Here is a 14,369-nt window from a genome sequence, read left to right as displayed (position 1 = left end):
CGATGAGCACCGAGTACGACGTCGAGTTCGTCGACCACGACGAACGAGCGGCGCGCTTTCTCGTGCGGGGCATCACGCCCGCGTTCGCCAACGGCATCCGCCGGGCGATGGTCGCGGACGTGCCGACCCTCTCGATCGACACCGTCCGGGTGGTCGAGAACTCCTCGGTGATGTTCGACGAGCAGATCGGCCATCGCCTGGGGATGGTGCCCCTCGCCACACCGCCCGACGAGTTCGAGATGGGCGAGAGCGTCACCCTCGGTCTCGACGTTTCGGGGCCCGACACGGCCTACTCGGGCGATCTCCAGAGCATGGACTCGATGGTCGAACCCGCCGAGCAGAACGTTCCCATCATCGAGCTCAAGGACGACCAGCGCCTCGAAGTCGAGGCCGACGCCGTTCTCGACACCGGGAAGAGCCACGCCAAACATCAGGGTGCCGTGGCCGTCGGCTACCGTCATCTTCAAACTGTGGACGTCGTCGGCGACCGCGAGGAGTTCGCCGACGAGGAGCCGAACATCCTCCGTGGTGTGATCGAGGACGACGGTGAGCTGATCCCCACGGAGGAGTTCGACAACGACCTCACCGAGCGCTATCCCGGGAAAGAACTCGACGTGCAGGACGTGCCGAACGCGTTCGTCTTCGACGTCGAGACAGACGGCTCGATGAGCGTCGAGGAGCTGGTGCTCGCGGCGGTCGATTCGCTCGACGCGCGCGCGACCGAACTCAGCGAGGCCGTCCAACTGTGATCGATCGCCCCACGAACCAGTCGCGAGCGCGCGTGCCGACGGTCGGCGAGCCAGCGGTGGCGACGCCGAGCGGTGTGTCGGCGACCGAAACTGGTTTGTGGGGACGGGAGAAAAACGAATTCGCGTGCAGGGATAGCCAAGTCAGGTCAACGGCGCAGCGTTCAGGGCGCTGTCTCGTAGGAGTTCGCAGGTTCGAATCCTGCTCCCTGCATGGTTTCTCAGACAACTTATGAACAAAACGAACCCGAGACTCACGAGTCTCATCGCCGAGTTACAGTCGGCCGCCAGCGAGCGGGATAGCCCCGTCTGGCAGACGGTGGCCGACCGCCTCGAAAAGCCCCGGCGGACGTACGCCGAGGTGAACCTCGGGCGGATCGAACGCTACGCGAACGAAGACGAGACGGTCGTCGTCCCCGGCAAGGTGCTGGGCAGCGGCGTGCTCGAAAAGCCCGTCACCGTGGCGGCGGTCGATTTCTCGGGCACGGCCGAGACGAAGATCGAACAGGTCGGTGAACCGCTCACGCTCGAGGACGCGCTCGAACGGCATCCCGAGGGAGCCGACGTACGGGTGATCCGATGAGCGCCGAATTCGAGCCCGACATCGTGATCGACGCGCGCGACTGCATCCTCGGTCGCGTCGCCAGTCAGGTCGCCGAGCGCTCCCTCGACGGCGAGACGATCGCGATCGTCAACGCCGAGGAAGCCATCATTACCGGCAGCGACGACGACGTGATGGACGTCTTCGAGACGCGCGCCGAGCTCGGCTCCGACAGCGGGCCGTACTACCCGAAACGCCCGGATCGCATCATGAAGCGCTCGATCCGCGGCATGCTGCCCTACAAGCGCCCGCGCGGTCGCGAGGCGTTCGAGGGGATCCGGGTCTACATCGGCGATCCCTTCGATGCCGACGCCGAGATTCTGGATGGGACGTCGTTGGATCGGCTCTCGAACATCAAGTTCGTCCAGCTCGGCGACGTCAGCGAGAACCTGGGCGCGAACGTCACGTGGTAACTAACATGGTAACGAACACATCCGGCAAGAAGAAGACTGCCATCGCCCGCGCGACCGTCTCGGACGGCGAGGGTCGCGTGCGCGTCAACGCACAGCCCGTCGAACTCGCCGAACCCGAACTCGCGCGGTTGAAGATGCTCGAACCGTTCCGCATCGCCGACGAGCAGCGCGAGGACGTCGACATCTCGGTCGACGTGCGCGGCGGCGGGACGGTCGGACAGGCCGACGCGGTGCGGACGGCGATCGCGCGCGCGCTGGTGCAGCACTCGAACGATGCCGAACTCCGTGACGCGTACATGGAGTTCGACCGGTCGCTGCTGGTCAACGACGTCCGCCAGTCCGAATCCAAGAAGTGGGGCGGTCCGGGCGCACGGGCACGCTACCAGAAATCCTACCGCTGATGGGTGGTCGATAGTTATGATGGTCCCGGTCCGGTGTTTCACGTGTGGTAACGTCGTCGGCGAGCACTGGGAAGCGTTCGAGTCCCGCGTCGACGAGGGTGAGGATCCGAGCGACGTCCTCGACGATCTCGGGGTGGACCGCCACTGCTGTCGGCGGATGCTCGTCTCGCACACCGACCTCGTGGACATCGTGGCTCCCTATCAGTGATGTCGATGGCAAGCCAACGCTACAACCGCTACGAGAAGGCACGCATCATCGGCGCACGAGCGCTCCAGATCGCCTACGGCGCGCCCGTGCTGGTGGGGACCGAGAGCACCGAGCCGATCCTCATCGCGGCCGAGGAGTACGACGCCGACGTGTTGCCGTTCACCGTCAAGCGGGGTGAGCGATGACGCTCGTCACCGAGATCCGCCTCCGCGAAATACTCGACTCGCGCGGCAACGCGACCGTCGAGGCCGAGATCACGACCGAATCCGGTGGATTCGGCCGGGCGGCTGCCCCGAGCGGGGCGAGTACGGGCGCTCACGAGGCGACTTCGCCGCCCGCCGGCGAGGCGATCGCGGCCGCCCGCGAGCACGCCGTCCCGCGCATCGAGGGGCAGGTCTACGCCGGCGATCAGCGCTCGATCGACGCGGCGCTGCGCGCCGCCGACGGTACCGACGATTTCTCGACGATCGGCGCGAACAGCGCCGTTTCGATCTCGATGGCCGCAGCGAAGGCGGCCGCCGACACGCTCGGCGCGCCGCTGTATCAGCATCTCGGCGGCGCGTTCCGCGGCGACGAGCTGCCCACGCCGCTCGGCAACGTCATCGGCGGCGGCGAGCACGCGGCCGACGCGACAGATATCCAGGAGTTCCTCGCCGTGCCGATCGGCGCGCCGAGCGCCACCGATGCGGTCTTCGCCAACGCGGCGGTTCACGAAGCAGTCGGCGAGATCCTCGCCGATCGAGGCGTGCCCGCTGCGAAGGGTGACGAAGGCGCATGGGCACCGAGCATCGACGACGAGGAGGCGTTCGAGGTCGTCGCCGCAGCGACCGACAGGGTGGCCGACGAGGTCGGCTTCGCGATCAGTATGGGGCTCGACGTGGCCGCGGCGGAGATGTACGACGCCGACGACGGGGTGTATCAGTACAGCGACACCGAGCGCACGCCCGACGAGCAGATCGAGTACGTCGCCGAGCTCGCCGACGAGTACGATCTCGCGTACGTCGAGGACCCACTCGACGAGGAGGACTTCGCGGGCTTCGCCGAGCTCACCGATCGGGTCGACGAGACGCTGATCTGTGGCGACGATCTGTTCGTGACGAACGTCGAGCGCCTCGAACGCGGCATCGAGGTCGACTCGGCGAGCGCCATTCTCGTCAAACCCAACCAGATCGGGACGCTGTCGGACGCCGTCGATGCCGTCGAACTCGCCGTCGAGAACGGTCTCACGCCGGTGATCTCTCACCGGTCGGGCGAGACAGAGGACACGACGATCGCACACCTCGCCGTGGCGACCGACGCCCCGTTCATCAAGACGGGCGCGGTCGCCGGCGAGCGAACAGCGAAACTGAACGAACTCATCAGAATCGAGGAAACCGCATGAGCGACAACGAAGAGGGTCTCGAAGCGGCCGAAACGGAGATCGAGGAGGAGCCGACCGGCGAGGCCGGCGCGAATCCCGCCGAGGACCCCGACACAGACGTCAGAGACGAATCGAGCGACGACCAATCGGACACCGACACGGGTCCAACCTTCGACGAGGACGTGATGGCCGACGAGGAGGCCGACCTCCTCATCCCCGTCGAGGACTATCTGGGCGCTGGCGTTCACATCGGCACCCAGCAGAAGACCCAGGACATGGAGCGGTTCATCCACCGCGTGCGCACGGACGGGCTCTACGTCCTCGACGTGGGGCGCACCGACGAGCGGGTCCGCACGGCGGCCGATTTCCTGTCGAACTACGACGCCGAGAACGTGCTCGTCGCCTCCTCGCGTCAGTACGGTCGGTTCCCGGCCGAGAAGTTCGCCGACGCGATCGGTGCGCGCGCCCGGACGGGACGGTTCATCCCGGGCACCTTGACGAATCCCGACTACGATGGCTACATCGAGCCCGACGTACTCGTCGTGACCGACCCGATCGGCGACTCGCAGGCCGTCACGGAGGCCGTCACCGTGGGTATCCCGGTGATCGCGATGTGTGACTCGAACAACTCCGTGAGCAACGTCGATCTCGTCGTGCCGACGAACAACAAGGGGCGACGAGCGCTCTCGGTCGTCTACTGGCTGCTCGCCAACGAAACCGTCGATCGCACCGGTGGCGATCCGGGCTACGCGCTTGACGACTTCGAGGAAGGCATCTGAGAACCGATCACGGGCGGACCGTCGTTCGACGATAGCGACTTACGGCACTCTTTCATTGCTCCGAGAACCGATCGGCCGGTAGCCGATGCATTCGCAACGACTGTTAGGCTCGCCTGCAGAGAACGCGCATGGCGGTTTCAAGCGCCCCCGGGAAGGTCTATCTCTTCGGCGAGCACGCGGTGGTCTACGGCGAACCCGCAGTGCCCTGTGCCATCGAGCGCCGCGCGACGGTCGAGGTGTCGGCCCGCTCGGACGGTCGGCTCCGGGTCGATGCCGGCGACCTCACTCTCGATGGGTTCACCGTGGAATACGGCGGCGACGGCGCGCCCGACGTGGACGTCCCCCAGTCGCTGGTCCAGGCTGCGACGGGCTACGTCGACGGTGCGGTCGCACAGGCTCGTGACGCGGCCGATTCGCCCGACGTTGGCTTCGACGTGGCCATCGAGAGCGCCATCCCGCTCGGCGCGGGACTCGGTTCGTCGGCAGCGGTCGCGGTCGCGGGCATCGACGCCGCGACGCGCGAACTCGGGATCGAACTCTCGACGGAGGAGCTCGCCAAGCGCGCCTATCGAGTCGAACGCGAGGTCCAGAGCGGCGAGGCCTCGCGCGCGGACACGTTCTGCTCGGCGATGGGCGGGGCGGTCCGTGTCGAGGGCGACGACTGCCGACGGCTCGACGCGCCGAATCTCCCCTTCGTCATCGGCTACGACGGCGGTGCGGGCGACACCGGCGAACTGGTCGCGGGCGTGCGCGCACTCCGTGAGGAGTACGATTTCGCCGCCGATACGGTCGAAGCCATCGGCGATCTCGTCCGCCGGGGCGAGCGCGCGCTCGACGAAGGCGATATCGCCGAACTCGGGCGGCTGATGGACGTCAACCACGGCCTCTTGAGCGCGCTCGGGGTCTCGTCGCGCTCGCTCGATGCGATGGTGTGGGCCGCCCGCGAGGCGGGCGCGCGCGGCGCGAAGCTGACCGGTGCGGGCGGTGGTGGCTGTATCGTCGCGCTCGACGAGAGCGAGGCCAGTCGGACGGCGCTCGGCTACACGCCGGGCTGCGTCGAGTCGTTCCGCGCCGAACTCGACTTCCAGGGCGTGCGCCGGGAGGACGGATGACGCTGTCTTTGCGAGCGAAGTCGTTCGAAACGGCGAACCCGTTTCGTGATCTCGAAGTGCCGAAGGCACTTCGAAGAGTCATCGGAAGACCGCAGGTCTTCCGAGATGACGAAAGGCGCGAAGCGCCTTTCGAACCACGAGCAAACGGCAGGGAATGGAGCGAAGCGGAATGACCGTGATTCTCAAGCTCGGCGGGAGCGTCATCACCGACAAGCAGCGCCCGGAGACGCTCGACGAGGAACATCTCGCGCGCGCGGCCGCAGCGATCGCGGACTACGACGGAGAGTTGGTGCTCGTCCACGGCGGCGGGAGTTTCGGCCATCACCACGCCAGCGAGCACGGCATCAGCAGCGAAGCGGGGAGCCACGACGTCGCCGGTGCGTTCGCGGTCCACGACGCGATGCGACGACTGAACGACGCGGTGCTCGCCGCCCTCCAGGAGCGCGACGTTCCTGCGCTGCCGGTCCATCCCCTTTCGGCCGCTGCGCGCGACGGCGACGGGGAGCTCTCGCTGTCGACACCGGTCGAGACGATACTTTCAGAGGGGTTCGTTCCTACCATCCAGGCCGACGTCATCGCTCACACGGGGGCTGGCGTCACCGTCGTGAGCGGTGACGAACTCGTCGTGGAACTCGCCGAGCAGTTGGACGCCGAGCGTGTGGGACTGTGTGCGGGCGTTCCGGGCGTGTTCGACGAAGAGGGCCAAGTCATTGATCATATCGAGTCGTTCGCCACGGTCCAGGCGGCGCTCGGCGGGAGCGACGCGACCGACGTCACCGGAGGAATGGCCGCAAAGATCCGGGCGCTGCTCGACATGGATACACCGGCATCGGTGTTTGGGCTGGATGGATTGGAAGGATTTCTCGATGGCGACTCACCCGGGACACGCGTCGGCTGAGCGGCGTTTTCTATACTGCGTAGCGACCCACGGAGTTTATACCACCCCTGCCCATAGCCCCATCTATCCGAGAGACCGCCCCGGGTGCGGTTCGGGGCGGGCGGGCGGGTCACGTGACCGGCCAGCCAGTCCTTCATGTACTCCGCGGGCGGCTCGGGAGCAACAACTATGGAAATCGATATCGCGACAATCGGCGGCTACGAGGAAGTGGGCCGGCAGATGACGGCCGTGCGGGCGGGCGAGGACATCGTCGTCTTCGACATGGGGCTCAACCTCTCGAAGGTGCTCATCCACGACAACGTCGAGACCGAGCGAATGCACAGTCTCGACCTGATCGACATGGGCGCGATCCCCGACGACAGGGTCATGTCTGACCTCGACGGCGAGGTCCAGGCCATCGTCCCCACCCACGGCCACCTCGACCACATCGGGGCCATCTCGAAACTGGCCCATCGCTACGACGCACCCGTTGTGGCGACGCCGTTCACGATCGAACTGGTCAAACAGCAGGTCGAATCGGAGGAGAAGTTCAGCGTCGACAACGACCTCGTCAAGATGGACACTGGCGACTCGATGGCGATCGGCAACGGGCTCGAACTCGAGTTCGTCAACGTCACCCACTCGATCATCGACGCGATCAACCCCGTGCTCCACACGCCGGAGGGCTCGATCATCTACGGGCTGGACAAGCGGATGGATCACACCCCTGTCATCGGCGACCCGATCGACATGGATCGCTTCCGCGAGATCGGTCGCGAGGGCGAGGGCGTGCTCTGTTACATCGAGGACTGCACGAACGCGGGCCGCAAGGGCCGCACCCCGAGCGAGCAACACGCGCGCAATCACGTCAAGGACGTCCTCTACAGCATGGAGGACTACGACGGTGGGATCGTCGCCACCACCTTCTCCAGCCAGATCGCGCGCGTCAGCTCCATCGTCGAGTTCGCCAAGGACATCGGTCGCCAGCCCGTGCTGCTCGGCCGGTCGATGGAGAAATACTCCGGCACTGCCGAACGCCTCGACTTCGTCGACTTCCCCGACGACCTCGGCATGTTCGGCCATCGCCAGTCCGTCGATCGGACGTTCAAGCGAATCATGAACGAGGGCAAGGAGAACTTCCTGCCCATTGTAACTGGTCATCAGGGCGAGCCGCGCGCGATGCTCACTCGGATGGGTCGTGGCGAGACACCCTACCAGATCGACGAGGGCGACAAGGTGATCTTCTCGGCACGGATCATCCCCGAGCCGACCAACGAGGGCCAGCGCTACCAGTCCGAACAGCTCCTCAGAATGCAGGGCGCACGTATCTACGACGACGTCCACGTGTCGGGCCACATGTCCCAGGAGGGTCACTACCAGATGCTCGATGCCATCCAGCCCCAGCACGTCATCCCGGCGCACAACGACATGGAGCATCTCGCGCGCTACGTCGACCTCGCCGAGAGTCAGGGCTACCGGATGGGTCGTGACCTCCACGCGACGCGCAACGGCAACGTCATCTCGCTGGTGGAATGAGCGCGCCGGCGCCAGCGGTGAAAGCGGCCGTCGAGAGCCGGCGGGAGCTCGTCAACGCGGCGTTCGACGAGCGACTGCCGATCGAGGAGCCCGAGCGGCTCTACCGTGCCTCGCGTCATCTGCTCGACGCCGGCGGCAAGCGGCTCCGGCCCGTCGTGACGCTGCTGGTCGCCGAAGCGCTCGTCGACGATGACGTGGCCGACGGGCGATACGAGGCCGTGTCGACGCTCGACGGGAGCGACGAGATCGATCTGATGGCGGCGGCGGCGAGCATCGAGACGATCCAGTCGTTCACGCTGATCCACGACGACATCATGGACGACGACGACCTCCGGCGGGGCGTTCCGGCCGTCCATCGGGCGTTCGACACCGAGACGGCGATCCTTGCCGGCGACACGCTCTACTCGAAAGCCTTCGAGTTCATGCTCGAAACCGGCGGCCGACCCGAGCGCATGGTACAGGCGCTCTCGGAGCTCGCACAGACCTGTACGCGTATCTGCGAGGGCCAGTCGCTCGACGTCGAGTTCGAGCGCCGCAGAGCGGTCACGACCGACGAGTACATCCACATGGTCGAGCAGAAGACGGCGGTGCTCTACGCGGCGGCCGCGCGGATCCCGGCGCTCCTGCTCGGCGCGGATCAGGAGACCGCCGACGCGCTCGGTGCGTACGGGCTCGACGTCGGCCGTGCGTTCCAGATCCGTGACGACGTGCTCGATCTGACGGTGCCGAGCGAACAGCTGGGCAAACAGCGCGGCAGCGATCTCGTCGAGGGCAAGCGCACCGCGGTGACGCTGCACGCCCGCGAACAGGGCGTCGACGTCGAATCACTCGTCGCGACCGACGACCTCGATGCCGTCACCGAAGACGAGATCGACGCTGCCGTCGCCACGCTCGAAGAGGCCGGCAGCATCGAGTACGCGCGAACGCTGAGTCGCGATCTCGTCGAGCGCGGCAAATCCCGGCTCGACGTGCTGCCGGACAACGAGGCACACGAACTGCTCGCCGGGCTGGCGGAGTATCTCATCGAACGCGGCTACTGACCCCGAGGAAGCGGACGATTTAGGGATCGGCGGGCCGTACGGTGCCCATGAACGTTCTCGTTGCGGGCGCACATGGACAGGTCGGCCAGCTCATCACCGAACTCCTGAGCGACAGCGATCACGAGACGACGGCGATGGTGCGCGCCGAATCGCAGGTCGACGAGATGGAGTCGTTCGGCGTTGAGACGGTCGTCGCGGATCTGACCGAGGACGTCGCGCACGCGGTCGCCGGCCACGACGCGATCGTCTTCGCGGCAGGATCGGGTGGCGAGGACGTCGAGGGTGTCGACCGCGACGGTGCGATCGGAATGATCGAGACCGCCGAGGCCGAGGCCGAGGGCGTCGAGCGGTTCGTCATGCTCAGTTCGATGAACGCCGACGATCCCGAGGCCGGTCCCGACGAGCTCACCGACTACCTGCTCGCCAAGCAGGCGGCCGACGATCACCTCCACGAGAGCGAACTGACGTACACCATCGTCCGACCCGGCGCGCTGACCGACGAGCCCGCGACCGGGGAGATCCGGGCGGCGAGGAAACTCGACCCCGGCGAGATCACGCGTGCCGACGTCGCGCGGACGCTCGTGACGGCGATCGACATGGCGAGCACTCACGGCAAGACCTTCGAGATCCTGGCGGGCGACGAACCGATCGAGAGCGCGCTTCGCTCGCCCACGGGCGAGTGAGTCTCAGCCCTCGTATTCGTCCTCGGTGACCCGGACGACGAGTTCGTTTTCGTGGTCGAACGCGTCGCGTCCGCTGGCGAACGATGGCGCGGCGAGCGCCCCGTCCTCGATCGGATAGATCCTGTATGTATCGTCGGTCTCGTCGGGCTGGAGCCGTCCGTCGCGGATCGCCTCGGCGAGCGGGCGCGAGAGCCATTCCGTGTCGCTGATCGATGGGTCGCGGACGAGCGCGTCGCTCGCGAAGCGGACGAGATACCAGTTCAGATCGTTGAGCAGCGAGACGGCTGCGCCGAGGCTCACCGTCGAGAGCGAGAGCGTGTTCGTGTACGGCTCGGTGAGATCGTACGTCGAGAGCGCGCGGCGGGCGGTCTCGCGCGAGAGCAGTTCGTAGCGGATATCACAGTCCCCGCCGACGAGACAGACCTGCGTCACGGCCGGGAGGACGACGGGCGCGCTCAAAGCCGTTTCGTCGCCCGTTTTCGATCAGCGCTCGCCGAGACGGCACACGGCTGTCCGGGTGACGTCGTTGCGAAACGGGACCCCGACCGCCCGGATCGTGGTCGGTTCACCACCCCATGCAGCGGGCTTTTGCCCCGGTGGCCACAATCGGTTGCATGGCATTCGAACCGGTCGATCTCGACCACGTCGCGGTCCGTGTCCGCGATATCGACGAGGCGCTCGGGTTCTATCACGATCTGCTCGGACTCTCGATCCGCGATCGAGAGCGTTTCGAACGCGACGAGCTGCCGTTCGTCGCCGTCGCCGCGGGTGGGCGACATCTCCATCTCGTCCCGACCGACGAACCGTTCGACGTCGATGGCGAGCACATCTGTATCCTCCTGCGCTCGAACGAGACCGACACGCGCGACGCGATCGAGCAGCTGCTCGACGAACTCCGCGAGGCCGGCATCGAGGTCGAAGACGACGAGCCGCGCGAGCGCCTCGGCGTCTACGGCCGCGACTGGGCGGCGTACGTCCGTGACCCCGACGGCCGCCGGATCGAGCTCAAGCTCCACTGATCGGATGCAGGACGGTTGATCGACGGCCACGGTGAGGTGGGGGTTAAACAGCTAGAGTCATTCGTTACGTCGCTTCGGTTCATTGTCCCATCCGGATGAGTCTCACAATGCAGCCACCCCTGATCGAAAGGAACGTCGCCGATGTCTGCCGGACGGTTCTCGACGTCGCCACCGAGGACGTGCTCGCGGTCGGCCCCTCGCCGACGGTCGTCGACGGACTGGTAGCGATGCTCGCCGACCGTGAGAACGGACCATCGGTCCGCCTGCTGGCCACCGAATCGGTGCTCAAAGCGTCGGTGAGTGAGTTCACCGACGCGAGCGTCATCGCCGATTTGGTCGCCGACGAGAGTCTGTCGCTGCGGATGAGCGCCGAGCGCCTCGACGGGCCGCTGTTGGTCACCGACGAGCGCGTCGTCTCGCTCGTCACCACCGATGAACGGACCGCCGGGCTCGCCACCGACGACGCGGCGTTCGTCGATGCGGCGCGCGAGGCGTACACCGACCGCTGGGCGGACGCCGAACCGTTCAGGCTCCGCACGCCGCCGCTGTCGCGCGTCCAGGAGAGCCTCGAACGGGAGTTCGATGAAGAACTGGCCGCCGACTTCGAACGCATGCGCATCGCACTCGCCGAAGCGGATGGCCATCTCGACGAGGTGGACATCAGCCTGCTCGCGGCCGCCCGCAACGAGGCGTTGCTGTACGACATCAGCACCTGGGGCGAAGGCGTCGGCATCGCCAGCCGGGCGACGTTCTCGCGAAAGAAGACGCGTCTCGAAGAGGGCGGCCTCATCGAAACGGAGAAAGTGCCGATCGACGTCGGTCGCCCGCGCCTGCGCCTCCTGCTCGGTGACGATCGCCTCCGAGGAATCGACGCCGACGAGGTCGTGAGCGTGGCGGCGGAGCTGCTCGCTGCGGCCCGTCAGTAGGTCAGCGTGTAGCCGCCGTCGAACAGCAGATCGCCGCCGTCGAGATGGCTCGCGTGCTCGGAGAAGCCCATCGTGAAGACGTTCGCCACCTCGATCGGATCCATCATCTCCTTCACTCTGGCCTCGCCGAGCATCACGTCCTCGACGACCTCCTGTTCGCTGATCCCGCGTTCCTCGGCGGTGTCGGCGATCTGGTCCGTGACGAGCGGGGTCTTCACGTAGGCCGTCGAGAAGGAGAAGGCCCGGACGTCGCCGTCGCCCTCGGCGGCGATCGACTGTGTGAGCCCCCGGAGCCCGAACTTCATCATGTTGTAGGCGACCTTGTCGCGCGTGACGTAGTGGCCGTGGATCGAGCACATGTTGCCGACTGCGCCGCCGTCGCCCTCGTGCATGTGTGGGAGACAGCCCTTCGTCAGCGCGAGCGGCGCGCGGAGCATCGCCTCCTGCATCATGTCGTATTTCTCCATCGGGAACTCCTCGATGGGTGCCACGGTCTGCAGGCCCGCGATGTTCGCGAGGAAGGTGATCTGCCCGCAATCGGCTGCCCGCTCGATCACGTGATCGATGTCGTCGTCATCGGTCAGGTCGCCGGCGACCGTCTCGACCGTCCCGTCGAGATCGAGTGCGTCGTGTTTGGCGACCGTCTCGTCGAGTCCGTCCTCGTCGATGTCGGTCGCCACGGCCGTCAGCCCGTTGTGGGCGAGCGCGAGCGCCGTCGCCCGGCCGATGCCCGAGCCAGCGCCGGTGACGAGCGCGACGTTGTCGCCCACGAACCGTGCGTCGTCGAGCGTCAGTACGTCGTCGCGTCTGAGTTCCGGTGGCTCCGTGGGGTCGGTCATGGTAGCGATGTGAACTGCTCCGGCGATACCAATAACGTTTCTGGGGGATGCGTCTACTGGCGGAACTGGGAGCACGATGGCAGCGAGTGGAGCGAACGCTTTCCGCTGGAACGGATGATCCAGTCATCGCTGCCGTCGCGTTAGAAGCGATGGTTGTGACGTGTGCTATTCGTGTGTGATGGCCGTCTCGTAGGTTTCGAGTGTCGGATGGCCCTCGAACATCTCCGTCGGCGCGTCGCCGCCGTGGGCGTTCGCGAACTGCTCGCTCTCGGTCCACGCCTCGAAGTCGTCCTCCGATTCCCAGTAGGTCTGTGCGATGTAGGTGTTGCCGTCCCCGGGCGGCGTCAAGAAGTCGAATCTGACGAACCCCGGCTGTTCGGTGATGTCCTCGGAGCTCTCGGTGAAGCGCTCGACGAGCTCGTCCCCGTAGCCGTCCGCGACCGTGAATCGGTTCGCTGCAACGAACATACTCCCTCTTGTCTCGCAATCGGCATAAATCTACCGCAACAATGGACGACACAATAATCCAAAATGGATTATAGAGTGAGCTCGACGCGGTTCGGCGGTCGGTGAGCGACCTCGGCATCGAGATAGCTCGCGAGTCGATTCAGGACGCCGTCGTCGGCGTCGGTGCCGTGGGGCAGCCGGACGAGGATCGTCTCCGCTTCGGAGACGACGGGATCGTCGGCCATCGCGACGGCGAACAGCTCCTCGGGGGTTACTGGCGTGTCCGAGCGGATGCGGTCGGCGGTGTCGGCCACGGAGGTTCCGTACTCAGCGCGGACGTCGAAATCGACGGCGACATCGGCGGTGCTACCCAGCGTGTCGGCGGCGTGGACCTCCTCGGCTCGGCGCACGGCGGGGACGAGCACGCGCTCGAAATCCATCCCGCTTTCCTTCAATCCGAGATAGGTAAAGGAGAGCATCGAGAGCACGCCATCGACGAACGCCGGATCGTCGACGGTGTCGAAAACCCCCTCTCTGTCCTTCGGTTTGAGCGTGTGAACGAGCAGCGTGAAGTCCTCGATGGCGTTGACGATGCGCTTGCGGATGCGTGCCTCGGCGTTCCGGCGCGACTGGTCGTGTGTCATTTCGGTCTCGCCGCGGAGGAACGCTCGATCGGCCGGCGAGAGGACGCCACGCGGTCTGTCGGCGTCGTGGTCCATGCCATCTCTCGGTCGTCCGACGACAAAGGGGTTCGTGGTCCACTCTGTGACGGTTCCCGTTCGACACTCCCGGCCCCACTGAACTCGGAGCGAAGGATTTTCCAGCACGCTCGCCAACCGGAGGCATGGCCACCGTCGAGACGATCTACACCACGCCGGAGGGTTCTGCGCCGATGGAGACCGTCGAGGAGATCGAGGCGGTCGAACGCCAGGGGCTGCGCGGCGATCGCTACATGATGGGAACGGGCTACTACTCGGGAATGGACGAGTGCGAGGTGACGCTCATCGAGAGCGAGGCCATCGAGGAGATCCACGAGGAGTACGACATCGATCTCTCGGACGGTCGCCACCGGCGCAACATCGTCACACGCGGCGTCTCGGTCCAGGAGCTGCTCGATCAGCAGTTCCGCATCGGTGAGGCGGTTTTCGAGGGGACGCGCCCGCGCCCGCCGTGTGCCCACGTCGAGCAGGTCGCCGACGAATCCGGCGTCGCCCGCGCGCTCAAAAACCACCGCGGCGGCATCTGCGTCAGCGTCGTCGAGGGCGGTGATCTCCACGTCGGCGACGAGCTCGAACCCCTCGGCGAGACCGACGGCGAGGACGTGGCCGACGCGATCAAGAGCCGGCTGATGGGCCAGTAAGCGACAGGTTCTTTTTCGACTC

The 14,369-nt window shown here is 66.3% G+C and carries 20 protein-coding genes and 1 tRNA gene; 17 read left to right on the top strand and 4 right to left on the bottom strand.

The window, feature by feature from the left end:
- The first annotated feature begins 2 nt into the window (after positions 1 to 2).
- The 14 genes from MUK72_RS12160 (at position 3) to MUK72_RS12095 (ending at position 9,756) form a co-directional block, all read left to right on the top strand.
- A complete protein-coding gene (locus tag MUK72_RS12160; protein WP_004055417.1) occupies positions 3 to 749 on the top strand; it encodes a DNA-directed RNA polymerase subunit D in 747 nt (248 codons plus the stop codon).
- A gap of 126 nt (positions 750 to 875) precedes the next feature.
- A tRNA-Leu gene (locus tag MUK72_RS12155) sits at positions 876 to 960 on the top strand.
- Positions 961 to 978: 18 nt separating this feature from the next.
- Entirely contained in the window at positions 979 to 1,329 is a 351-nt protein-coding gene (locus MUK72_RS12150; RefSeq protein WP_004055416.1) for a 50S ribosomal protein L18e, read from the top strand.
- Positions 1,326 to 1,760, top strand: coding sequence for a 50S ribosomal protein L13 (locus MUK72_RS12145; RefSeq protein WP_244701171.1), 435 nt, complete (start codon positions 1,326 to 1,328; stop codon positions 1,758 to 1,760). Before MUK72_RS12150 ends, MUK72_RS12145 begins: the two co-directional genes overlap by 4 nt.
- Before the next feature lie 5 nt (positions 1,761 to 1,765).
- The gene (locus MUK72_RS12140) at positions 1,766 to 2,161 is read left to right on the top strand and encodes a 30S ribosomal protein S9 (RefSeq protein WP_004055414.1); all 396 of its coding nucleotides are present in this window, start codon (positions 1,766 to 1,768) and stop codon (positions 2,159 to 2,161) included.
- A 16-nt stretch (positions 2,162 to 2,177) separates the two neighbouring features.
- A complete protein-coding gene (locus tag MUK72_RS12135) occupies positions 2,178 to 2,369 on the top strand; it encodes a DNA-directed RNA polymerase subunit N (protein ID WP_004055413.1) in 192 nt (63 codons plus the stop codon).
- Between the two features lie 5 nt (positions 2,370 to 2,374).
- Entirely contained in the window at positions 2,375 to 2,554 is a 180-nt protein-coding gene (locus tag MUK72_RS12130) for a DNA-directed RNA polymerase subunit K (protein WP_049916348.1), read from the top strand.
- Positions 2,551 to 3,750: a phosphopyruvate hydratase gene (eno, locus tag MUK72_RS12125; RefSeq protein WP_004055411.1), complete on the top strand. Its 1,200-nt coding sequence runs from the start codon at positions 2,551 to 2,553 to the stop codon at positions 3,748 to 3,750. The genes MUK72_RS12130 and eno overlap by 4 nt, the downstream gene beginning before the upstream one ends.
- Entirely contained in the window at positions 3,747 to 4,508 is a 762-nt protein-coding gene (gene rpsB / locus MUK72_RS12120; RefSeq protein WP_244701169.1) for a 30S ribosomal protein S2, read from the top strand. Before eno ends, rpsB begins: the two co-directional genes overlap by 4 nt.
- Positions 4,509 to 4,636: 128 nt before the next feature.
- Positions 4,637 to 5,620 carry a mevalonate kinase gene (mvk, locus tag MUK72_RS12115; RefSeq protein ID WP_244701166.1) on the top strand — a complete coding sequence of 328 codons (984 nt, stop codon included), beginning with the start codon at positions 4,637 to 4,639 and terminating at the stop codon, positions 5,618 to 5,620.
- A 169-nt stretch (positions 5,621 to 5,789) separates the two neighbouring features.
- On the top strand, positions 5,790 to 6,518 hold the full coding sequence (locus MUK72_RS12110; RefSeq protein WP_244701148.1) for an isopentenyl phosphate kinase: 729 nt from the start codon (positions 5,790 to 5,792) through the stop codon (positions 6,516 to 6,518).
- A 168-nt stretch (positions 6,519 to 6,686) separates the two neighbouring features.
- Positions 6,687 to 8,033: a ribonuclease J gene (locus MUK72_RS12105; protein WP_004055407.1), complete on the top strand. Its 1,347-nt coding sequence runs from the start codon at positions 6,687 to 6,689 to the stop codon at positions 8,031 to 8,033.
- On the top strand, positions 8,030 to 9,073 hold the full coding sequence (gene idsA3 / locus MUK72_RS12100) for a geranylfarnesyl diphosphate synthase (RefSeq protein WP_244701145.1): 1,044 nt from the start codon (positions 8,030 to 8,032) through the stop codon (positions 9,071 to 9,073). Before MUK72_RS12105 ends, idsA3 begins: the two co-directional genes overlap by 4 nt.
- Before the next feature lie 47 nt (positions 9,074 to 9,120).
- Positions 9,121 to 9,756, top strand: coding sequence for an SDR family oxidoreductase (locus MUK72_RS12095; protein WP_244701142.1), 636 nt, complete (start codon positions 9,121 to 9,123; stop codon positions 9,754 to 9,756).
- Between the two features lie 3 nt (positions 9,757 to 9,759).
- On the opposite strand, the gene MUK72_RS12090 is transcribed toward MUK72_RS12095, so the two are convergent.
- Positions 9,760 to 10,188, bottom strand: coding sequence for a DUF5804 family protein (locus MUK72_RS12090; RefSeq protein WP_244705332.1), 429 nt, complete (start codon positions 10,186 to 10,188; stop codon positions 9,760 to 9,762).
- Between the two features lie 182 nt (positions 10,189 to 10,370).
- Here MUK72_RS12090 and MUK72_RS12085 point away from each other — a divergent pair, with 182 nt between their 5' ends.
- Positions 10,371 to 10,775 (top strand): VOC family protein, encoded by a 405-nt coding sequence (locus MUK72_RS12085; protein ID WP_244701139.1) that lies wholly within the window; start codon positions 10,371 to 10,373, stop codon positions 10,773 to 10,775.
- A 107-nt stretch (positions 10,776 to 10,882) separates the two neighbouring features.
- The gene (gene tbsP, locus MUK72_RS12080) at positions 10,883 to 11,701 is read left to right on the top strand and encodes a transcriptional regulator TbsP (RefSeq protein WP_244701123.1); all 819 of its coding nucleotides are present in this window, start codon (positions 10,883 to 10,885) and stop codon (positions 11,699 to 11,701) included.
- Here tbsP and MUK72_RS12075 read toward each other — a convergent pair.
- From MUK72_RS12075 to MUK72_RS12065, 3 genes are all read right to left on the bottom strand, one after another.
- Positions 11,695 to 12,540, bottom strand: coding sequence for an SDR family NAD(P)-dependent oxidoreductase (locus tag MUK72_RS12075; RefSeq protein ID WP_244701106.1), 846 nt, complete (start codon positions 12,538 to 12,540; stop codon positions 11,695 to 11,697). The two genes, tbsP and MUK72_RS12075, sit on opposite strands and share 7 nt — an antisense overlap.
- A 165-nt stretch (positions 12,541 to 12,705) precedes the next feature.
- Complete coding sequence (locus MUK72_RS12070; RefSeq protein WP_244701103.1) at positions 12,706 to 13,008, bottom strand: antibiotic biosynthesis monooxygenase family protein; 303 nt, start codon at positions 13,006 to 13,008, stop codon at positions 12,706 to 12,708.
- A gap of 68 nt (positions 13,009 to 13,076) precedes the next feature.
- Positions 13,077 to 13,706 carry a DUF8102 family protein gene (locus MUK72_RS12065; protein ID WP_244701100.1) on the bottom strand — a complete coding sequence of 210 codons (630 nt, stop codon included), beginning with the start codon at positions 13,704 to 13,706 and terminating at the stop codon, positions 13,077 to 13,079.
- A gap of 125 nt (positions 13,707 to 13,831) precedes the next feature.
- On the opposite strand from MUK72_RS12065, the gene MUK72_RS12060 reads away from it, so the two are divergent.
- Positions 13,832 to 14,347, top strand: a complete 516-nt coding sequence (locus MUK72_RS12060) for an MOSC domain-containing protein (RefSeq protein ID WP_244701097.1) — start codon at positions 13,832 to 13,834, stop codon at positions 14,345 to 14,347.
- Positions 14,348 to 14,369: the final 22 nt, after the last annotated feature.

Origin of the sequence: Halococcus dombrowskii (genome assembly GCF_022870485.1) — an archaeon.
In the GTDB taxonomy this organism is placed as follows: Archaea; Halobacteriota; Halobacteria; order Halobacteriales; family Halococcaceae; genus Halococcus; species Halococcus morrhuae.
This window is presented reverse-complemented; position numbering and strand designations above follow the sequence as displayed.

Bases quoted from the DNA above. Each gene is read 5' to 3' on its own strand.
- MUK72_RS12160 (WP_004055417.1), top strand. From the start codon at position 3: ATGAGCACCGAGTACGACGTCGAGTTCGTCGACCACGACGAACGAGCG.
- MUK72_RS12150 (WP_004055416.1), top strand. From the start codon at position 979: ATGAACAAAACGAACCCGAGACTCACGAGTCTCATCGCCGAGTTACAG.
- MUK72_RS12145 (WP_244701171.1), top strand. From the start codon at position 1,326: ATGAGCGCCGAATTCGAGCCCGACATCGTGATCGACGCGCGCGACTGC.
- MUK72_RS12140 (WP_004055414.1), top strand. From the start codon at position 1,766: ATGGTAACGAACACATCCGGCAAGAAGAAGACTGCCATCGCCCGCGCG.
- MUK72_RS12135 (WP_004055413.1), top strand. From the start codon at position 2,178: ATGATGGTCCCGGTCCGGTGTTTCACGTGTGGTAACGTCGTCGGCGAG.
- MUK72_RS12130 (WP_049916348.1), top strand. From the start codon at position 2,375: ATGGCAAGCCAACGCTACAACCGCTACGAGAAGGCACGCATCATCGGC.
- eno (WP_004055411.1), top strand. From the start codon at position 2,551: ATGACGCTCGTCACCGAGATCCGCCTCCGCGAAATACTCGACTCGCGC.
- rpsB (WP_244701169.1), top strand. From the start codon at position 3,747: ATGAGCGACAACGAAGAGGGTCTCGAAGCGGCCGAAACGGAGATCGAG.
- mvk (WP_244701166.1), top strand. From the start codon at position 4,637: ATGGCGGTTTCAAGCGCCCCCGGGAAGGTCTATCTCTTCGGCGAGCAC.
- MUK72_RS12110 (WP_244701148.1), top strand. From the start codon at position 5,790: ATGACCGTGATTCTCAAGCTCGGCGGGAGCGTCATCACCGACAAGCAG.
- MUK72_RS12105 (WP_004055407.1), top strand. From the start codon at position 6,687: ATGGAAATCGATATCGCGACAATCGGCGGCTACGAGGAAGTGGGCCGG.
- idsA3 (WP_244701145.1), top strand. From the start codon at position 8,030: ATGAGCGCGCCGGCGCCAGCGGTGAAAGCGGCCGTCGAGAGCCGGCGG.
- MUK72_RS12095 (WP_244701142.1), top strand. From the start codon at position 9,121: ATGAACGTTCTCGTTGCGGGCGCACATGGACAGGTCGGCCAGCTCATC.
- MUK72_RS12085 (WP_244701139.1), top strand. From the start codon at position 10,371: ATGGCATTCGAACCGGTCGATCTCGACCACGTCGCGGTCCGTGTCCGC.
- tbsP (WP_244701123.1), top strand. From the start codon at position 10,883: ATGCAGCCACCCCTGATCGAAAGGAACGTCGCCGATGTCTGCCGGACG.
- MUK72_RS12075 (WP_244701106.1), bottom strand. From the start codon at position 12,540: ATGACCGACCCCACGGAGCCACCGGAACTCAGACGCGACGACGTACTG.
- MUK72_RS12070 (WP_244701103.1), bottom strand. From the start codon at position 13,008: ATGTTCGTTGCAGCGAACCGATTCACGGTCGCGGACGGCTACGGGGAC.
- MUK72_RS12065 (WP_244701100.1), bottom strand. From the start codon at position 13,706: ATGGACCACGACGCCGACAGACCGCGTGGCGTCCTCTCGCCGGCCGAT.
- MUK72_RS12060 (WP_244701097.1), top strand. From the start codon at position 13,832: ATGGCCACCGTCGAGACGATCTACACCACGCCGGAGGGTTCTGCGCCG.